Source organism: Streptomyces sp. CB02414 (assembly GCF_001905385.1).
Taxonomy (GTDB): domain Bacteria; phylum Actinomycetota; class Actinomycetes; order Streptomycetales; family Streptomycetaceae; genus Streptomyces.
Map to the genome: position 1 here is coordinate 42,288 of NZ_LIPF01000012.1, position 16,339 is coordinate 58,626.

The window sequence follows — 16,339 nt, forward strand, 5'->3', positions numbered from 1 at the left end:
TGACCAGGGCCGAGCTCACACGACGGGGGCGTCGCGCTGCCCGGGGCCGACTGTCGGTGGTGATCGCTACAGTCGGTGGCATGAGCTCTTCGCCCGCCGACCTGGTCCGCGCCTTCCACCACGCCTTCGGGCTCGACGTCCGCGGCGTCCCGGCCGAGGTGCCGCCCGAGCTGGCCGCGCACAGAGGCGAGCTGCTCGCCGAGGAGGCCGCCGAGGTCGCCGAGGTGTCGGTGACGGGGCCGCTGGACCGGCTCGCGCACGAGCTGGCCGACGTGGTCTACGTCGCCTACGGCACGGCCCTCGTCCACGGCATCGACCTCGACGAGGTGATCGCCGAGATCCACCGCTCCAACATGACCAAGGTGGGCCCCGACGGCCACATCAGCCGCAGAGCCGACGGCAAGGTCCTCAAGGGCGATCACTACGAGGCACCGGACGTCTCCGGCGTCCTGCGCGGGCAGGGGTGGGTGCCACGGACGCCGGGAGCCTGAAGCCGGGGTCGGTGCAGAACACGACCCCGGCACCTGCGTACCGGTACCGGGGTCACGTCGGGTCGTGCGCCGCCCGCCGACGGCCGCCGCGTCAGTCGCCCACCGACGCCTCCGCCCCCGTCGGGCGGGGCGTCCCGTCGGCCTCGCCGGGCAGCCCGGCGGATCCGGCGGGACGGTCGGGATTGTCGCGGCGGCGGAACAGGCGCATCGCCAGCGGTTCGGTGAAGCGGGCGGTGAGCGGGCCGAGGACGACCAGGATGAGCACGTAGGCCGTGGCCAGCGGGCCCAGGGACGGTTCGATGCCGGCCGAGACCGCGAGACCCGCGATGACGATCGAGAACTCGCCGCGCGCCACCAGCGCCCCGCCGGCCCGCCAGCGGCCCTTCACGGAGATTCCCGCCCGCCGCGCGGCCCAGTAACCGGTGGCGATCTTGGTCACCGCGGTGAGCAGGGCCAGTGCCAGCGCGGGCAGCAGCACCGGCGGAATGCTCGCCGGGTCGGTGTGCAGCCCGAAGAAGACGAAGAAGACCGCGGCGAACAGGTCCCGCAGCGGGCTCAGCAGCGTGTGCGCGCCCTCGGCGACCTCTCCGGACAGCGCGATGCCCACCAGGAAGGCGCCCACCGCCGCCGACACCTGGAGCTGCTGCGCGACACCCGCGACCAGGATCGTCAGGCCCAGCACCACGAGGAGCAGCTTCTCCGGGTCGTCGCTCGAGACGAACCGCGAGATCAGACGGCCGTAACGCACCGCCACGAACAGCACCGCGCCGGCCGCGGCCAGCGCGACCGCCAGCGTGACGCTCCCGGTCATCAGACCGGCACCGGCCACCAGAGCCGTGACGATCGGCAGGTACACCGCCATCGCCAGGTCCTCCAGGACCAGCACGCTCAGGATCACCGGCGTCTCGCGGTTGCCGACCCGGCCGAGGTCGCCGAGCACCTTGGCGATGACACCGGACGACGAGATCCAGGTCACGCCCGCCAGGACCACGGCGGCCACCGGGCCCCAGCCCAGCAGCAGCGCGGCCACCGCACCCGGCACCGCGTTGAACGCGCAGTCCACGAGACCGGCCGGATAGTGGGACTTGAGGTTGGTGACCAGGTCACCGGCCGTGTACTCGAGGCCGAGCATCAGCAGCAGCAGGATGACGCCGATCTCGGCGCCGGTCGCGACGAACTCCTCGCTCGCGCCCAGCGGCAGCAGCCCGCCCTCGCCGAACGCCAGACCGGCCAGCAGGTACAGCGGGATGGGGGAGAGGCGGTAGCGGCCGGCGAACCGGCCCAGCAGCCCGAGCCCCAGAATGATGGAACCGAACTCGATCAGCAGAACCGCGGAGTGCACCGGCTCACTCCTGCCCGAGTATCGCCGCGGCGGCGTCGACACCTTCGCGGGTGCCGATGACGATCAACGTGTCACCACCCACCAGCCGGAAGTCCGGCGCCGGCGAAGGAATAGCCTCGGCCCGGCGGAGCACGGCGACGATGGAGGCGCCGGTCTCGGTGCGCATGCAGGTCTCGCCCAGCAGCCTGCCGTTCCAGCGGGACGTCGCGGCCACCTCGATCCGCTCGGCGACCAGCCCCAGGTCGGTGGTGTAGAGCAGGTTCGCGCTGTGGTGGGAGGGCTTGAGCGCGTCGATCAGCGCACCCGCCTCCGGGCCGGCCAGCCGAAGCGAGTGCGCGCAGGAATCGGGGTCGTCGGCCCGGTACATGTTCACCGTCCGGGTGCCGTCGCGGTGTGCCACCACCGAAAGGTGGCGGTGTTCGCGGGTCACCAGGTCGTACTGGACCCCGATACCCGGCAGCGGCGTCGCCCTCAGGCGTGGAGCTGACACGAGCTTTCCCCTCATTCGTCTTGCTTCCCTTGCCGCACTTCGCACACGTGCGTGACGTGTTCACGGCCCCGCCATGCTGTCATCCGCACGTACGGTGGCGATATGGGTGTCGTGACGGATATACGCAGCCGCACATGGTCGGCGAAGCTGGTCGAGGCGGTGTCGTGCGCGAAGGCCGGGAGGAGCGGGAAGAGGACCGTGTCGCTTTTCTGGCGGATCTTCTCGCTCAACGCCGCGGGCCTGGTCGTCGCCACCGCACTGCTGCTCGGCCCGGTCACCGTCTCGACCCCCGTTTTGCGGCACGAAGCACTGGTACTGCTCGCCGGTCTCGTGGCGCTGCTCGCCGGGAACGCGTTCGTCCTGCGCATAGGACTCACCCCGCTGCAACGGCTGGGCCGCGCGATGACCACCGCCGACCTGCTGGTGCCCGGCGCCCGTCCGGCGGTCTCCGGGCCGGCCGAGGCGGCGGAGCTGATCGCGACGTACAACACGATGCTCGACCGGCTCCAGGCCGAGCGCGCCGCGGGCGCCGGCCGGGCGCTCCACGCCCAGGAACGCGAACGCCACCGCATCGCCCGCGAGCTCCACGACGAGGTCGGCCAGACCCTCACCGCCGTACTGCTCCAGCTCAAGCGCGTCGCCGACCGGGTGCCCGGAGAACTGCGCGAGGAGGTGTCCCTCGCTCAGGAGGCCACCCGGGCCGGGCTGGACGAGATCCGCCGCATCGCCCGCCGGCTGCGCCCCGGCGTCCTGGAGGAACTCGGTCTCGCCAGCGCGCTGCGTTCGCTCGCCGCCGAGTTCACGCACCACGGTCTCACCGTCCACCACCACGTCCCCGGAGATTTGCCCCCGCTCGCCCCGGAGGCGGAACTCGTCATCTACCGAGTCGCGCAGGAGGGCCTGACCAACACGGCCCGCCATGCCGCCGCCGACCGCGCGGAGCTCCGCCTCCGCCCGCTGCCCGACGGCGTCGAACTGCTCGTCCGCGACAACGGCACCGGTCTGGGACCGGCCGCCGAGGGCGCCGGCATCCGCGGCATGCGGGAACGGGCGCTGCTGGTGGGTGCCGAGATCCACTTCGACGCGGCTCCCGGTGGCGGCACCGACGTACGGCTGCGCGTCCCGGTCCCGTTCGGGAGCCGGAGCGGCGACCGGGTCCGGGAGGAAGACCGACTGAGGGACCGACTCGCAGACCGGCACGCAGACGCATACGCAGACCAGCGCGCAGACGATTACGCAGACAAAGACGCAGACAAAGACGCAGACAAAGACGCAGCACCCTTCACAGCCCGACCCGCACACCGACATACAGACCGCCCCGGAGACCGCCCTTGACGTCCGCACGGCCACCGATCCGCGTCCTGCTCGCCGACGACCACACCCTCGTACGCCGGGGAGTCCGGCTCATCCTGGACGGTGAACCGGACCTCACGGTCGTCGCCGAGGCCGGGGACGGGGCCGAGGCGGTCGCGGCGGCCCGGACCACCGAGGTCGACCTCGCCGTCCTGGACGTCGCCATGCCCCGCATGACGGGCCTCCAGGCGGCGCGCGAGCTCTCCCGCCGCCTGCCCGGACTGCGCATCCTCATCCTGACCATGTACGACAACGAGCAGTACTTCTTCGAGGCGCTCAAGGCCGGCGCCTGCGGGTACGTGCTCAAGTCCGTCGCCGACCGCGACCTGGTCGAGGCGTGCCGGGCGGCCGTACGCGACGAGCCGTTCATCTATCCGGGCGCCGAGCGCGCCCTGGTCCGCTCGTACCTGGACCGCCTGCACGGCGGTGGCGGCCTGCCCGACCGGCCCATCACCGAACGCGAGGAGGAGATCCTCAAGCTGGTCGCCGAGGGCCACACCTCGAAGGAGATCGGCGAGCTGCTGTTCATCAGTGCCAAGACCGTGGAGCGCCACCGCGCGAACCTCCTCCAGAAGCTCGGCGTCCGCGACCGCCTGGAGCTCACCCGGTACGCGATCCGCGCCGGCCTCATCGAACCCTGACCTGCGCGACCCGCCGTGACCTGCCGTGACCCCGGTTGTCCACAGGCGGCCCGGGACACCGCCGCCGACCGCCTACCCTTATTGCCATGAGCAGCATCGACCGGAGCCAGTCAGTGGGCGGCCCACGCACCTATGAAGTACGCACCTACGGGTGCCAGATGAACGTCCACGACTCCGAGCGATTGTCCGGTCTGCTGGAGGACGCGGGCTACGTCCGCGCCCCCGAGAGCGCCGACGGCGACGCGGACGTCGTCGTCTTCAACACCTGCGCCGTCCGGGAGAACGCCGACAACAAGCTGTACGGCAACCTCGGCCACCTCGCCCCGAAGAAGGCGAGCCGCCCCGGGATGCAGATCGCGGTCGGCGGCTGCCTGGCGCAGAAGGACCGCGACACCATCGTGAAGCGGGCGCCCTGGGTGGACGTCGTCTTCGGCACGCACAACATCGGCAAGCTGCCGGTGCTCCTGGAGCGCGCCCGCGTCCAGGAGGAGGCTCAGGTGGAGATCGCCGAGTCCCTGGAGGCGTTCCCGTCCACGCTGCCCACCCGGCGCGAGAGCGCGTACGCGGCCTGGGTCTCCATCTCCGTCGGCTGCAACAACACGTGCACCTTCTGCATCGTCCCGGCGCTGCGCGGCAAGGAGAAGGACCGCCGCCCCGGCGACATCCTCGCCGAGGTCGAGGCCCTGGTGGCCGAGGGCGTATCCGAGATCACCCTGCTCGGGCAGAACGTCAACGCCTACGGCTCCGACATCGGCGACCGCGAGGCGTTCAGCAAGCTGCTGCGGGCCTGCGGGAAGATCGACGGCCTGGAGCGCGTGCGCTTCACCTCCCCGCACCCGCGCGACTTCACCGACGACGTCATCGCCGCCATGGCCGAGACGCCGAACGCCATGCCGCAGCTCCACATGCCGCTCCAGTCCGGGTCCGACCCGGTGCTGAAGGCGATGCGCCGCTCCTACCGGCAGGAGCGTTACCTGGGCATCATCGAGAAGGTGCGGGCCGCCATCCCGCACGCGGCGATCACCACCGACATCATCGTGGGCTTCCCCGGCGAGACCGAGGAGGACTTCGAGCAGACCCTGCACGTGGTGCGCGAGGCCCGGTTCGCCCAGGCCTTCACCTTCCAGTACTCCAAGCGGCCCGGCACCCCGGCCGCCGAGATGGACGGCCAGATCCCCAAGGCGGTCGTCCAGGAGCGCTACGAGCGTCTCGTCGCCCTCCAGGAGGAGATCTCCTGGGAGGAGAACAAGAAGCAGGTCGGCCGCACCCTGGAGCTGATGGTCGCCGAGGGCGAGGGCCGCAAGGACGGCACCACCCACCGCCTCTCCGGCCGCGCCCCCGACAACCGCCTGGTGCACTTCACCAAGCCCGACCAGGAGGTCCGCCCCGGCGACGTGGTGACCGTCGAGGTCACCTACGCCGCCCCGCACCACCTCCTCGCCGAGGGCGCGGTGCTCGACGTGCGCCGCACCCGCGCGGGCGACGCCTGGGAGAAGCGCAACGCGGCCGAGCAGGCCAAGCCCGCGGGCGTGATGCTGGGCCTGCCGAAGATCGGCGTCCCCGAGCCCCAGCCCGCCGTGGCGAGCGGCTGCGGCTGCGACTGACCGCAGGGCGTGCGGTGGCGGACGGCGGTCCGGGGATACGCTGCCGATCATGCTTGTCGCAGCCGCCGTCTGTCCCTGCCCGCCGCTCCTCGTGCCGGAGGTCGCCGCGGGCGCCGCACCCGAGCTGCACGCCGCGCGTGCCGCGTGCACGGACGCGTTGGGCGTGCTCGCCGCCGCGCGGCCCGACCGGCTGGTGGTCGTCGGGCCCGCCGGCGACGCGGGGCCGGAGATCTATCCGCAGGGCACTCCGGGGACCTTCCGGGGCTTCGGGGTGGACGTGGACGTCCGCCTGGGCACGGTGCGTGGCCTCGGCACGGAGGAGACCGGACGCGAGCTGCCGTACGGGCTGGCCGTGGGTGCCTGGCTGCTCGGGCGCGCCGGGTGGGCCGACAGTCCCGTCGAAGGGGTCGGCGTGGGGGAGGAGCTGCCCACTGAGCGCTGCGTGGCCCTCGGACGGGACCTCGCCGCCCGGCCCGGGCGGCTCGCGCTGCTGGTGCTGGGCGACGCCAGCGCGAGCCGCACCCTCAAGGCCCCCGGGTACCTCGACGAACGGGCGGCGCCCTTCGACGTGGAGGTCGCGCGGGCGCTGGCGGCGGCGGACCCCGCCGCCCTGGCGGCCCTGGACGTCACGCTGGCGCGCGAGCTGAAGGCCTCCGGCAGGGCACCGTGGCAGGTCCTCGCGGGCGCGGTCGGCGACGCCGACCTCGCCGGCGCACTGCTGTACGAGGACGCGCCGTACGGGGTGGGATACGTGGCGGCTACCTGGTCGTAGCTGCGGCGACCGCCGGGACGCAGCCGCTGGCACCGTTCGGTCGTGAGGGCCGCGGTCGCTGTCCGGTCGTGAGGGCCGCGGTCACCGTCCGGTCGTGGAAGCCTCCGTCACCAGCCAGCCGTAGTGGCCGCCACCACCTGGCCGCGAGCACCACCCGCCCCCCCCCGCTGCGAACACCGACTGCCCCCCCGGCCGCACGCGCGCCGGCGGACGGCCAGGAGCCGGGTGGCTCGTGACCGTCCGCCGATGTGCGTGCCCCCGTCCGCGCGGGGACGCGTGACCCTCAGGAAGCCGGCGGCGGCCCGGCGGGCGGGGGGCCGCCCGGAGTGGTGCCCGGTGTGCCCCCGCCTCCGGGCGTGCCGTCGTCGTCCTTGTGAGCGAGGCGGTCCATGGCGCCCTTGGCCTTGCCGGTGCCCGTCTGGATCCGGTCGCTGTACTTGCCCTTGGTCCTCTCGTCGACGGTCCTCGCCACCTTGTCGAGACCGCGATCGATCTTGTCCCCGTGCTGCTGCGCGAGGTCGGAGACCTTGCCCTTCGCCGGTCCCAGCCTGGCCTTCAAGTTGTCCATCAGACCCATGGTTCGCCTTCCCTCACGGGGCGGTCAGGTGCGGGCGCCCTTGTCGGCCTCGTTGTCGACGGCCTCCCCGGCGGACTGCTGCTTGGGGATGCCGACGCCTTCCGCATCGGCGGCTTCGGCGGTCTCGTCGGCCTTCGCGGACTCCGACGTGTTCCGGGGCCCGGAGCCGGCCGTCTCCACGGCCTCCGCCGTGTCCTCCGCCGCACGCTCGGTGTCCGGGGTGTCGGTCCGTGCCTCTTCGGCCGACGCCTCCTCAGTGGTCTTCGACCTCCGAAGAAGCCGTGCAAAAACGCCCATATCAACTCCATACGTTACTCGTGCGGGCGAAATCCCGCGGCATCCGGTGCGTCCGTTTGCGCGGCCGGGGCCGTGGCCCCGGTGGCCCGGGGAGCGGGAACTTCGCAACGGGCAACGACTCCCGTCCCGCGCCGTCACGTAACTCGTTCGAGGGCAGGGCGAGAGGTTTGGGAGACTGGTGCGGTGAGCAGCGCACCCCCCGCCCCCCGCGTCATCGCCGTAGTCGGTCCCACCGCGGCCGGAAAGTCCGATCTGGGCGTATTCCTGGCCCAGCGGCTCGGCGGCGAGGTCGTCAACGCCGACTCCATGCAGCTCTACCGCGGGATGGACATCGGCACCGCGAAGCTGACGCCCGAGGAGCGCGGCGGCATCCCGCACCATCTGCTCGACATCTGGGACGTGACGGTCACGGCCTCCGTCGCCGAGTACCAGCGGCTGGCCCGCGAGCGGATCGACGCGCTGCTCGCCGAGGGACGCTGGCCGGTCCTCGTGGGCGGCTCCGGCCTCTACGTCCGCGGGGCCGTCGACAACCTGGAGTTCCCCGGCACCGACCCCGAGGTCAGGGCCCGGCTGGAGGAGGAGCTCACCCTGCACGGCCCGGGGGCGCTGCACGCCCGGCTGGCCGCGGCCGACCCCGAGGCGGGCCGGGCCATCCTGCCCAGCAACGGACGCCGCATCGTGCGCGCCCTCGAGGTGATCGAGATCACCGGCAGGCCCTTCACCGCCAACCTCCCCGGCCATGACTCCGTCTACGACACGGTCCAGATCGGCGTGGACGTGGCCCGCCCCGAGCTGGACGAGCGCATCGCCCGCCGCGTCGACCGGATGTGGGAGGAAGGTCTGGTGGACGAGGTGCGCTCCCTGGAGGCGCGAGGGTTGCGTGAGGGGCGTACGGCGTCGCGCGCGCTCGGCTACCAGCAGGTGCTCGCGGCGCTCGCCGGCGACTGCACCATGGACGAGGCGCGGACCGAGACCGTCCGTGCCACCAAACGCTTCGCGCGCCGTCAGGATTCATGGTTCAGGCGCGATCCGCGGGTGCACTGGTTGAGTGGGGCTGTGGCGGATCGCACGGAACTTCCGCAGCTCGCGCTGTCGTTGGTCGAACGACCGGTTACAGCCTGATCACGTGATGGCATCGGGACGCCCCGGCCGTCATCCGGGCCTTCGGCGGCGTGCCATCATCGAGCTTCGATCGACCGAGTGAGTCCTAGTTGGGAGGGCGCGTGGCGATGGAGGCCGGCCCTCGCGACACCGCACCAAGCACCGAGCACGGCGCCGCCGACCACGACGGCCCGGAGCCCGACGGAGCCGCCCTGAGCCCCGACGGCCCCGACGAGACGCCGGAGGGCGTGACGACGGACGGCCCGGAGCCCGCCGAGATGTACGGCGACGAGGTCGAGGTCGAGCTGCGCCCGCAGCGGCGGCTGCGCATCTGGCAGCTCGCGCCCATCGTCGGCCTGGCCGCGGTCGGCTCCCTGATGTTCGCCTTCCCGCTGGCCTTCGACTTCGGCGACAGCGGCGCCGTGATCGCGATGCTGGGGCTGCTGATCTGCGCCTGCGCGGCCGGCTGGGGCATGATGGCCGCCCGCCGCGTCGGCTACACCCTGCCGGGGCTGCCGCAGCGCGGCTCGGGACGCCGCGCCGACTGGCGCATGCTCCTCGTCTACGCCCTGACGGTCGCCGCCGTCGTCGCCCTGGCCGTGTGGCGGGTCGCCCGCCTGCGCGGGTGACACGAGCCCACCGGCCCCACTGACCCGCGTCCACCGTCACGCCGCCGGCGCGTGCGCAGGCGCCCGCCACACGACGGCACGCCGCGCCCACCCCGTACGATCGAGGAATGAGCACGCGGATCGCCTTCCTCAAGGGTCACGGCACCGAGAACGACTTCGTGATCGTCCCGGACCCGGAGAACGCCGTCGAACTGCCCCCCGCCGCCGCAGCCGCCCTGTGCGACCGCCGCGCGGGCATCGGTGGAGACGGCCTGCTGCACGTCGTGCGGTCCGCGGCGCACCCCGAGGCCCGGCACATGGCGGCCGAGGCGGAGTGGTTCATGGACTACCGCAACGGCGACGGCTCGGTCGCCGAGATGTGCGGCAACGGCGTACGCGTCTTCGCCCGCTACCTCCAGCGCGCCGGACACGCCACCGAGGGAGACCTCGCCGTCGCCACGCGCGGGGGCGTGAAGACCGTGCACCTCGCCAAGAACGGAGACGTCACCGTCGGCATGGGACGCGCGCTGCTCCCCGAGGGCGACGTCGAGGTGAGCGTCGGCGAGCGCAGCTGGCCCGCGCGGAACGTGAACATGGGCAACCCGCACGCGGTGGCCTTCGTCGCCGACCTCGACCACGCGGGCGACCTGTACACCGCGCCGCCGTTCCGGCCGGTCACCGCCTACCCGGACGGGGTGAACGTCGAGTTCGTCGTCGACCGCGGCCCGCGCCACGTCGCCATGCGCGTGCACGAGCGCGGTTCCGGGGAAACCCGTTCCTGTGGCACCGGCGCCTGCGCCGTGGCCGTCGCCACCGCCCGCCGGGACGGCGCCGACCCGGCCGTCACGGGCACCCCGGTGACATACACCGTCGACGTGCCGGGCGGCACCCTGGTGATCACCGAGCACCCCGACGGGGAGATCGAGATGACCGGCCCCGCGGTGATCGTCGCCGAAGGCGAGTTCGACGCGGAATGGCTCGAGGGGGTGCTCGTCTGAACCACAGCCCGGTCCATGACACTCAGTGCGAAAACGTAAACCCTCGGTCCATCGCTCGAATGGGTGATCCGTTTCACGCTCCGCGAGAGGCGGTCGGCCGCACGTGATGGGCTCGATAGCATCAAGCACCGGCCCGGACGGGGGAACGACACCATCCCTTGAGCCGCGTCCGCCCCGGGATGCCCCGTCCGCCGGTCCACGCAGCCGGAGGTGCCCATGAACGCGGAGGCCGTGAATCCAGCGAGCCCGGGACCGGTGCCGCCCGCGACCACCGGCGCCGTCGCGCCGTCCGCGCCCCGCAGGAAGGCCCGCCCCCGGATCGACCTGCGCCGCCTGGGCCGCGCCGCACTGCTCGGCTCCGCCGCCCGCGGCCGGCAGCTCCCCGACGCCATCGGCCACGTCGTCGAGGCCCACCGCGCCCACCACCCCGACGCCGACCTCGACCCGCTGCGCCGCGCCTACGTGCTGGCCGAGTCCTCGCACCGCGGACAGATGCGCAAGAGCGGCGAGCCGTACATCACCCACCCCCTCGCCGTCACCCTGATCCTCGCCGAACTCGGCGCCGAGACCACCACCCTGACCGCGTCCCTCCTCCACGACACCGTCGAGGACACCGACGTCACCCTGGACCAGGTCGGCGAGGAGTTCGGCGCCGAGGTCCGCTACCTCGTCGACGGCGTCACCAAGCTGGAGAAGGTCGACTACGGCGCCGCCGCCGAGCCCGAGACCTTCCGCAAGATGCTCCTCGCCACCGGCAACGACGTCCGCGTGATGTCGATCAAACTCGCCGACCGGCTGCACAACATGCGCACCCTCGGCGTCATGCGCCGCGAGAAACAGGAGCGCATCGCCAAGGTCACCCGCGACGTCCTCATCCCGCTCGCCGAACGGCTCGGTGTCCAGGCGCTCAAGTCCGAGCTCGAGGACCTGGTCTTCGCGGTCATGCACCCCGAGGAGTACGCGCACACGCGTGAGCTCGTCACCGCGAACGCCGCCCGCGCCCAGGACCCGCTGGCCGAGGTCGCCGAGGACGTGCGCCAAGTGCTGCGCGAGGCCGACATCAGTGCCGAAGTCCTCATCCGGCCCCGCCACTTCGTCTCCCTGCACCGCGTCTCCCGCAAACGCGACCCGCTGCGCGGCGCCGACTTCGGCCGCCTCCTGGTGCTCGTGCAGGAGGACGCCGACTGCTACGCCGTCCTCGGCGAACTGCACACCTGTATGACCCCGGTGGTCTCGGAGTTCAAGGACTTCATCGCCGTACCCAAGTTCAACCTGTACCAGTCGCTGCACACCGCGGTCGCCCGCCCGCAGGACGGTCAGGTCGTCGAAGTCCTCGTCCGCACCCACCAGATGCACAAGGTCGCCGAGGCCGGAGTCGTCGCCCTCGGCAACCCGTACGCCCAGCCGACGGAGGACCAGAGCACGGGCGACGGGGAGCGCGCCGACCCGACCCGGCCCGGCTGGCTGTCGCGGCTGCTCGACTGGCAGCGCGGCGCCCCCGACCCGGACACCTTCTGGTCCACCCTCCGCGAGGACCTCGCCCAGGACCGCGAGATCACCGTCTTCCGCCCCGACGGCGGCACCCTCGGCCTCCCCGACGGCGCGACCTGCGTGGACGCCGCCTACGCCCAGTACGGCGAGGACGCGCACGCGGCCATGGGCGCGCGGGTCAACGGCCGCCTGGCGACCATGAGCACGGTGCTGCGGGACGGCGACACCGTGCAGCTCCTGATGGGCCAGGACCCCGCCTCCGAGCCCTCCCGGGAGTGGCTGGAGCACGCCCGCACACCAGCCGCGCGGATCGCCATCCAGCGCCGGCTCGCGGCCCGCCCGGAGCAGACGTCCGCCGACCCGGAGGACGCGCCCCGCACCTCCCTGACCGGTGACGCACCCGCCGCCCGCCCGGCGTCCGACGGACCGGCTCCCCGTCCCGCCGCCGACGTCCTCGCCGACCGGCCGGGGGCGGCCGTACGGCTGGCCGGCTGCTGCACTCCCGTACCCCCCGACGAGATCACCGGTTTCGCCGTGCGCGGGGGAGTGGTGACCGTGCACCGCGCGGAGTGCGCGGTGGTGGCGCGCATGAAGGGCGCGGGGCGACCGGAGGTCGGCGTGCGCTGGGGGGAGAGCACCCAGTGCCGGGTCACCCTGCTCGCCGAATCGTTCGGTCGGCCGCACCTGTTGGCCGACCTCACCGAGGCGATGGCCGTCGAGGGCGCCGAGATCGTCTCCGCGACCGTCGAGCCGCCCGACCGCCAGCGGGTCCGCCACACCTACACCGTCCTGCTGCCCGACGCGGCACGGCTGCCCGGCCTCATGCGCGCGATGCGGGACGTGCCCGGGGTGTACGACGTGAGCCGGGCGCAGCCGCAGACCACAGGGGTCTGAGCCGCACCGCCCCGCCGGGCCGACGCTCGGGACGCACCCGCCCCTACCGCCGGGCTCACCCGTCGGACACGGCCGACCCTCTCAGGCCCGGGCACCGTGACGTGCCCGCGCGGTCGGCCATCGCCTCGCCGTCCCGGACGCCATTGCCTCCCTGCCCAAGCGGCGAGGTTCCCCTACCAGGGGCCGGAGGCGCGCCCTTGCCGCGCCAAGGACCGCCTGTTCGCGAACCCCGGGGGCCGGCCCCCGGGGCCAGACGCCCTGTGCGGCCCGCCGAGGGACGCCCGTCCCCCGGGCAGCCGGTCTTCGTGCACCGCTCGCGCCCCGCGCCCGCGGTCGATCGGCACTTCCCGGTGCGGCCCGCAGCCGACCGAACCTCCCCGTACGTCCGTTGCCGGCACCCCCGCCCCGCCCGCCGGAACGCACCCGTTCGGGTGCCCCGGGCGCGCGTCGGCCTCGCGGCCCGGGTGCGCGCTGATAGCCGTGGGGCATGCCGCACACCCCGCACCCCCCGGCTTCCCGCCCCCGCGCGCGAGCCCGCCGCCGGCTCAGGGCCGCCGCGCTGCTCGCCTCGGCCGTCTCCGTATGCCTGGTCGCCGCCAGCGCCCCGCCGAACCCCCTGGGCGTCGGCGACCGTCTCTACCCGCACCTGGGCAACCCCGGGTACGACGTGGCGGCGTACGACCTCTCCTTCACCTACTCCGGCAGCAACAGCGAGCCGTTGAAGGCCGTCACCGTCATCGACGCCCGGACGACGGCCGACCTGGACCGGGTCAACCTCGACTTCGCCCACGGCGAGGTCGACTCCGTCGAGGTCGACGGCGAGCCCGCGGCCTTCGCCACCGCCGGTGAGGACCTCGTCGTCACACCCGAGGACCCGCTCGACGAGGACGAGTGGACGCGGATCACCGTGCGGCACACCAGCGACCCGGTGTATCCGGAAGACCGTGAGGGCGGCTGGGTGCGCACCTCGGACGGGCTCGCCATGGCCAACCAGGCGGACGTCGCCCACCTGGTGTTCCCCTGCAACGACCACCCTTCGGACAAGGCGAGCTTCACCTTCCGCGTCACCGCCCCGGACGGCCTCACCGCCGTCGCGAACGGCCTGCCGACGGGTGTCGACCGGGCGGACGGCACCACCACCTGGACGTACCGGACCGCGCACCCCATGGCCACCGAGCTGGCGCAGGTGTCCATCGGCCGCTCCACGGTGCTGCACCGCACCGGCCCGCACGGCCTGCCCGTCCGGGACGTCGTGCCGACCGAGCACCGCGCGGCGCTCGAACCGTGGCTGGAGAAGACGCCCGACCAGATCTCCTGGATGGAGGAGAAGGTCGGGCGCTACCCCTTCGAGACGTACGGGCTGCTCATGGCCGACGCCACCACCGGCTTCGAGCTGGAGACCCAGACGCTCTCCCTGTTCGAACGGGAGCTGTTCACCGAGCCGGGCTACCCGAAGTGGTACGTCGAGTCGATCATGGTGCACGAGCTGGCCCACCAGTGGTTCGGCAACAGTGTCGGCCCGGCCACCTGGTCCGACCTGTGGCTCAACGAGGGCCACGCCACCTGGTACGAGGCCCTCTACGCCGAGGAGACCGCCGGCAAACCCGTGGAGGCGCGGATGAAGGCCGCCTACGGAGCCTCCGACGGCTGGCGCGCGAAGGGCGGGCCGCCCGCCGCGCCGACGCCGCCCACTTCCGGCAGCAAGACCGGCATCTTCCGCGCCAACGTCTACGACGGCGCGGCACTCGTCCTCTACGCCCTGCGCCAGGAGATCGGCCGCCCCGCCTTCGAGCGCCTCGAACGGGCCTGGGTCACCCGCCACCGGGACGGGACGGCGACGACCGCCGACTTCGTCCGGCTCGCCTCCGAGACCGCCGGCCGCGACCTGGGCGACTTCCTCCACGGCTGGCTGTACGGCGAGAAGACCCCGCCGATGCCCGGACACCCCGGCTGGAAGCCGGTAGCCGGGGAATAAGCCGGTGACGAGACGGCCCGTGCCGTGCGACCATCTTCGGGACGGCGCGGTACGGGCCGCGGGAATCCTCCCGGCGGTCCGAGCGTTGTGAAGAGTGTCGCAGCAGCGCACCGCCGCGCGACTCGTCGATTCGTTTCCCAGCTACGTAAGGATCCAATGACCTCCTCTTCTTCCCCTTCCCAGGACACCAAGCGTCTCGCGCAGACCTACCCCGAGGGCCTTCGGGCCGATGCCCTGATGGAAGAGGACGTCGCCTGGAGCCACGAGATCGACTCGGAGTGGGACGGCGAGCAGTACGACCGCTCCGACCGCGCGGCTCTGCGCAGGGTGGCGGGCCTCTCCACCGAGCTCGAGGACGTCACCGAGGTCGAGTACCGCCAGCTCCGCCTGGAGCGGGTCGTCCTCGTCGGCGTATGGACCTCGGGCACCGTGCAGGACGCGGACAACTCACTGGCCGAGCTGGCAGCCCTCGCGGAGACCGCGGGCGCGCTCGTGCTCGACGGCGTCGTCCAGCGCCGCGACAAGCCCGACGCCGCCACCTACATCGGCTCCGGCAAGGCCGAGGAGCTGCGGGACGTCGTCCTCGAAACGGGCGCGGACACCGTCATCTGCGACGGTGAGCTCAGCCCCGGCCAGCTGATCCACCTCGAGGACGTCGTCAAGGTCAAGGTCATCGACCGCACGGCCCTGATCCTGGACATCTTCGCCCAGCACGCCAAGTCCCGAGAGGGCAAGGCGCAGGTCGCGCTCGCGCAGATGCAGTACATGCTGCCGAGGCTGCGCGGCTGGGGCCAGTCGCTGTCCCGGCAGATGGGCGGCGGCAAGGGCGGCGGCCTCGCCACCCGTGGTCCCGGTGAGACCAAGATCGAGACGGACCGGCGCCGGATCCGCGAGAAGATGGCGAAGATGCGCCGTGAGATCGCGGAGATGAAGACCGGCCGCGAGATCAAGCGCCAGGAGCGCCGGCGCCACAAGGTGCCGTCCGTGGCCATCGCGGGCTACACCAACGCCGGCAAGTCCTCGCTGCTCAACCGCCTCACGGGCGCGGGCGTGCTGGTGGAGAACGCGCTGTTCGCCACCCTCGACCCGACCGTGCGCCGCGCGGAGACGCCGAGCGGCCGCCTGTACACGCTGGCGGACACCGTCGGCTTCGTCCGGCACCTGCCGCACCACCTGGTCGAGGCGTTCCGCTCCACCATGGAGGAGGTCGGCGACTCCGACCTGATCCTCCACGTGGTCGACGGTTCGCACCCGGCTCCGGAGGAGCAGCTGGCCGCCGTGCGCGAGGTGATCAGGGACGTCGGCGCCACCGACGTACCCGAGATCGTCGTGGTCAACAAGGCCGACATGGCCGACCCGCTGGTGCTCCAGCGGCTGATGCGGGTCGAGAAGCGGTCCATCGCGGTCTCGGCACGCACCGGCCAGGGCATCGACGAGCTACTCGCCCTGATCGACAACGATCTGCCGCGCCCGTCGGTCGAGATCGAGGCGCTCGTGCCGTACACCCACGGCAAGCTGGTCGCCCGCGCCCATGACGAGGGCGAGGTGATCTCCGAGGAGCACACCCCGGAGGGCACCCTGCTCAAGGTGCGGGTGCACGAGGAACTGGCGGCGGAGCTCACGCCGTACGTTCCCGCGCCGCTCGCCTGAGGGCCCGGCACCGTACGACGACCGAGGGCCCGTCCCCTGCCAGGCAGGGGACGGG

14 protein-coding genes and 1 pseudogene are annotated in these 16,339 nt (G+C 72.8%); 11 read left to right on the forward strand and 4 right to left on the reverse strand.

Annotated elements, in window-relative coordinates:
- Positions 1-80: 80 nt before the first annotated feature.
- Positions 81-491 (forward strand): MazG nucleotide pyrophosphohydrolase domain-containing protein, encoded by a 411-nt coding sequence (locus AMK11_RS32635; RefSeq protein WP_073731729.1) that lies wholly within the window; start codon positions 81-83, stop codon positions 489-491.
- Positions 492-582: 91 nt separating this feature from the next.
- On the opposite strand, the gene AMK11_RS32640 is transcribed toward AMK11_RS32635, so the two are convergent.
- Positions 583-1,833: a cation:proton antiporter gene (locus tag AMK11_RS32640; RefSeq protein ID WP_073731730.1), complete on the reverse strand. Its 1,251-nt coding sequence runs from the start codon at positions 1,831-1,833 to the stop codon at positions 583-585.
- A gap of 4 nt (positions 1,834-1,837) precedes the next feature.
- Positions 1,838-2,323 carry a cation:proton antiporter regulatory subunit gene (locus tag AMK11_RS32645; protein ID WP_073731731.1) on the reverse strand — a complete coding sequence of 162 codons (486 nt, stop codon included), beginning with the start codon at positions 2,321-2,323 and terminating at the stop codon, positions 1,838-1,840.
- Between the two features lie 102 nt (positions 2,324-2,425).
- Between AMK11_RS32645 and AMK11_RS32650 the strand changes: the two are divergent.
- From AMK11_RS32650 to AMK11_RS32665, 4 genes and pseudogenes are all read left to right on the forward strand, one after another.
- Positions 2,426-3,469 (forward strand): annotated as a pseudogene (locus tag AMK11_RS32650) (HAMP domain-containing sensor histidine kinase); the annotation flags it as partial.
- Positions 3,470-3,654: 185 nt separating this feature from the next.
- Positions 3,655-4,317, forward strand: coding sequence for a response regulator (locus tag AMK11_RS32655; RefSeq protein ID WP_073731733.1), 663 nt, complete (start codon positions 3,655-3,657; stop codon positions 4,315-4,317).
- An 86-nt stretch (positions 4,318-4,403) separates the two neighbouring features.
- Positions 4,404-5,921, forward strand: coding sequence for a tRNA (N6-isopentenyl adenosine(37)-C2)-methylthiotransferase MiaB (gene miaB / locus AMK11_RS32660; RefSeq protein WP_073731734.1), 1,518 nt, complete (start codon positions 4,404-4,406; stop codon positions 5,919-5,921).
- A gap of 49 nt (positions 5,922-5,970) precedes the next feature.
- Complete coding sequence (locus tag AMK11_RS32665) at positions 5,971-6,693, forward strand: class III extradiol dioxygenase subunit B-like domain-containing protein (protein ID WP_073731735.1); 723 nt, start codon at positions 5,971-5,973, stop codon at positions 6,691-6,693.
- A 283-nt stretch (positions 6,694-6,976) separates the two neighbouring features.
- Here AMK11_RS32665 and AMK11_RS32670 read toward each other — a convergent pair whose 3' ends face one another.
- Positions 6,977-7,270 carry an antitoxin gene (locus AMK11_RS32670; RefSeq protein ID WP_073731736.1) on the reverse strand — a complete coding sequence of 98 codons (294 nt, stop codon included), beginning with the start codon at positions 7,268-7,270 and terminating at the stop codon, positions 6,977-6,979.
- Positions 7,271-7,294: 24 nt separating this feature from the next.
- Positions 7,295-7,567, reverse strand: a complete 273-nt coding sequence (locus AMK11_RS32675; RefSeq protein WP_073731737.1) for a hypothetical protein — start codon at positions 7,565-7,567, stop codon at positions 7,295-7,297.
- A 183-nt stretch (positions 7,568-7,750) separates the two neighbouring features.
- Here AMK11_RS32675 and miaA point away from each other — a divergent pair, with 183 nt between their 5' ends.
- The 6 genes from miaA to hflX all read left to right on the forward strand — a co-directional run bounded on the left by miaA (position 7,751) and on the right by hflX (position 16,284).
- Entirely contained in the window at positions 7,751-8,689 is a 939-nt protein-coding gene (miaA, locus tag AMK11_RS32680; RefSeq protein ID WP_073731738.1) for a tRNA (adenosine(37)-N6)-dimethylallyltransferase MiaA, read from the forward strand.
- A gap of 107 nt (positions 8,690-8,796) precedes the next feature.
- On the forward strand, positions 8,797-9,297 hold the full coding sequence (locus tag AMK11_RS32685; RefSeq protein WP_073731739.1) for a hypothetical protein: 501 nt from the start codon (positions 8,797-8,799) through the stop codon (positions 9,295-9,297).
- A 107-nt stretch (positions 9,298-9,404) separates the two neighbouring features.
- Complete coding sequence (gene dapF / locus AMK11_RS32690) at positions 9,405-10,274, forward strand: diaminopimelate epimerase (protein ID WP_073731740.1); 870 nt, start codon at positions 9,405-9,407, stop codon at positions 10,272-10,274.
- Between the two features lie 216 nt (positions 10,275-10,490).
- Positions 10,491-12,659, forward strand: a complete 2,169-nt coding sequence (locus tag AMK11_RS32695) for a RelA/SpoT family protein (RefSeq protein ID WP_073731741.1) — start codon at positions 10,491-10,493, stop codon at positions 12,657-12,659.
- A 487-nt stretch (positions 12,660-13,146) separates the two neighbouring features.
- Entirely contained in the window at positions 13,147-14,634 is a 1,488-nt protein-coding gene (locus AMK11_RS32700) for a M1 family metallopeptidase (protein ID WP_073731742.1), read from the forward strand.
- Between the two features lie 156 nt (positions 14,635-14,790).
- A complete protein-coding gene (hflX, locus tag AMK11_RS32705; RefSeq protein ID WP_073731743.1) occupies positions 14,791-16,284 on the forward strand; it encodes a GTPase HflX in 1,494 nt (497 codons plus the stop codon).
- Positions 16,285-16,339: the final 55 nt, after the last annotated feature.

Bases quoted from the DNA above. Each gene is read 5' to 3' on its own strand.
- AMK11_RS32635 (WP_073731729.1), top strand. From the start codon at position 81: ATGAGCTCTTCGCCCGCCGACCTGGTCCGCGCCTTCCACCACGCCTTC.
- miaB (WP_073731734.1), top strand. From the start codon at position 4,404: ATGAGCAGCATCGACCGGAGCCAGTCAGTGGGCGGCCCACGCACCTAT.
- AMK11_RS32665 (WP_073731735.1), top strand. From the start codon at position 5,971: ATGCTTGTCGCAGCCGCCGTCTGTCCCTGCCCGCCGCTCCTCGTGCCG.
- AMK11_RS32670 (WP_073731736.1), bottom strand. From the start codon at position 7,270: ATGGGTCTGATGGACAACTTGAAGGCCAGGCTGGGACCGGCGAAGGGC.
- AMK11_RS32675 (WP_073731737.1), bottom strand. From the start codon at position 7,567: ATGGGCGTTTTTGCACGGCTTCTTCGGAGGTCGAAGACCACTGAGGAG.
- AMK11_RS32685 (WP_073731739.1), top strand. From the start codon at position 8,797: ATGGAGGCCGGCCCTCGCGACACCGCACCAAGCACCGAGCACGGCGCC.
- dapF (WP_073731740.1), top strand. From the start codon at position 9,405: ATGAGCACGCGGATCGCCTTCCTCAAGGGTCACGGCACCGAGAACGAC.
- AMK11_RS32695 (WP_073731741.1), top strand. From the start codon at position 10,491: ATGAACGCGGAGGCCGTGAATCCAGCGAGCCCGGGACCGGTGCCGCCC.
- AMK11_RS32700 (WP_073731742.1), top strand. From the start codon at position 13,147: ATGCCGCACACCCCGCACCCCCCGGCTTCCCGCCCCCGCGCGCGAGCC.
- hflX (WP_073731743.1), top strand. From the start codon at position 14,791: ATGACCTCCTCTTCTTCCCCTTCCCAGGACACCAAGCGTCTCGCGCAG.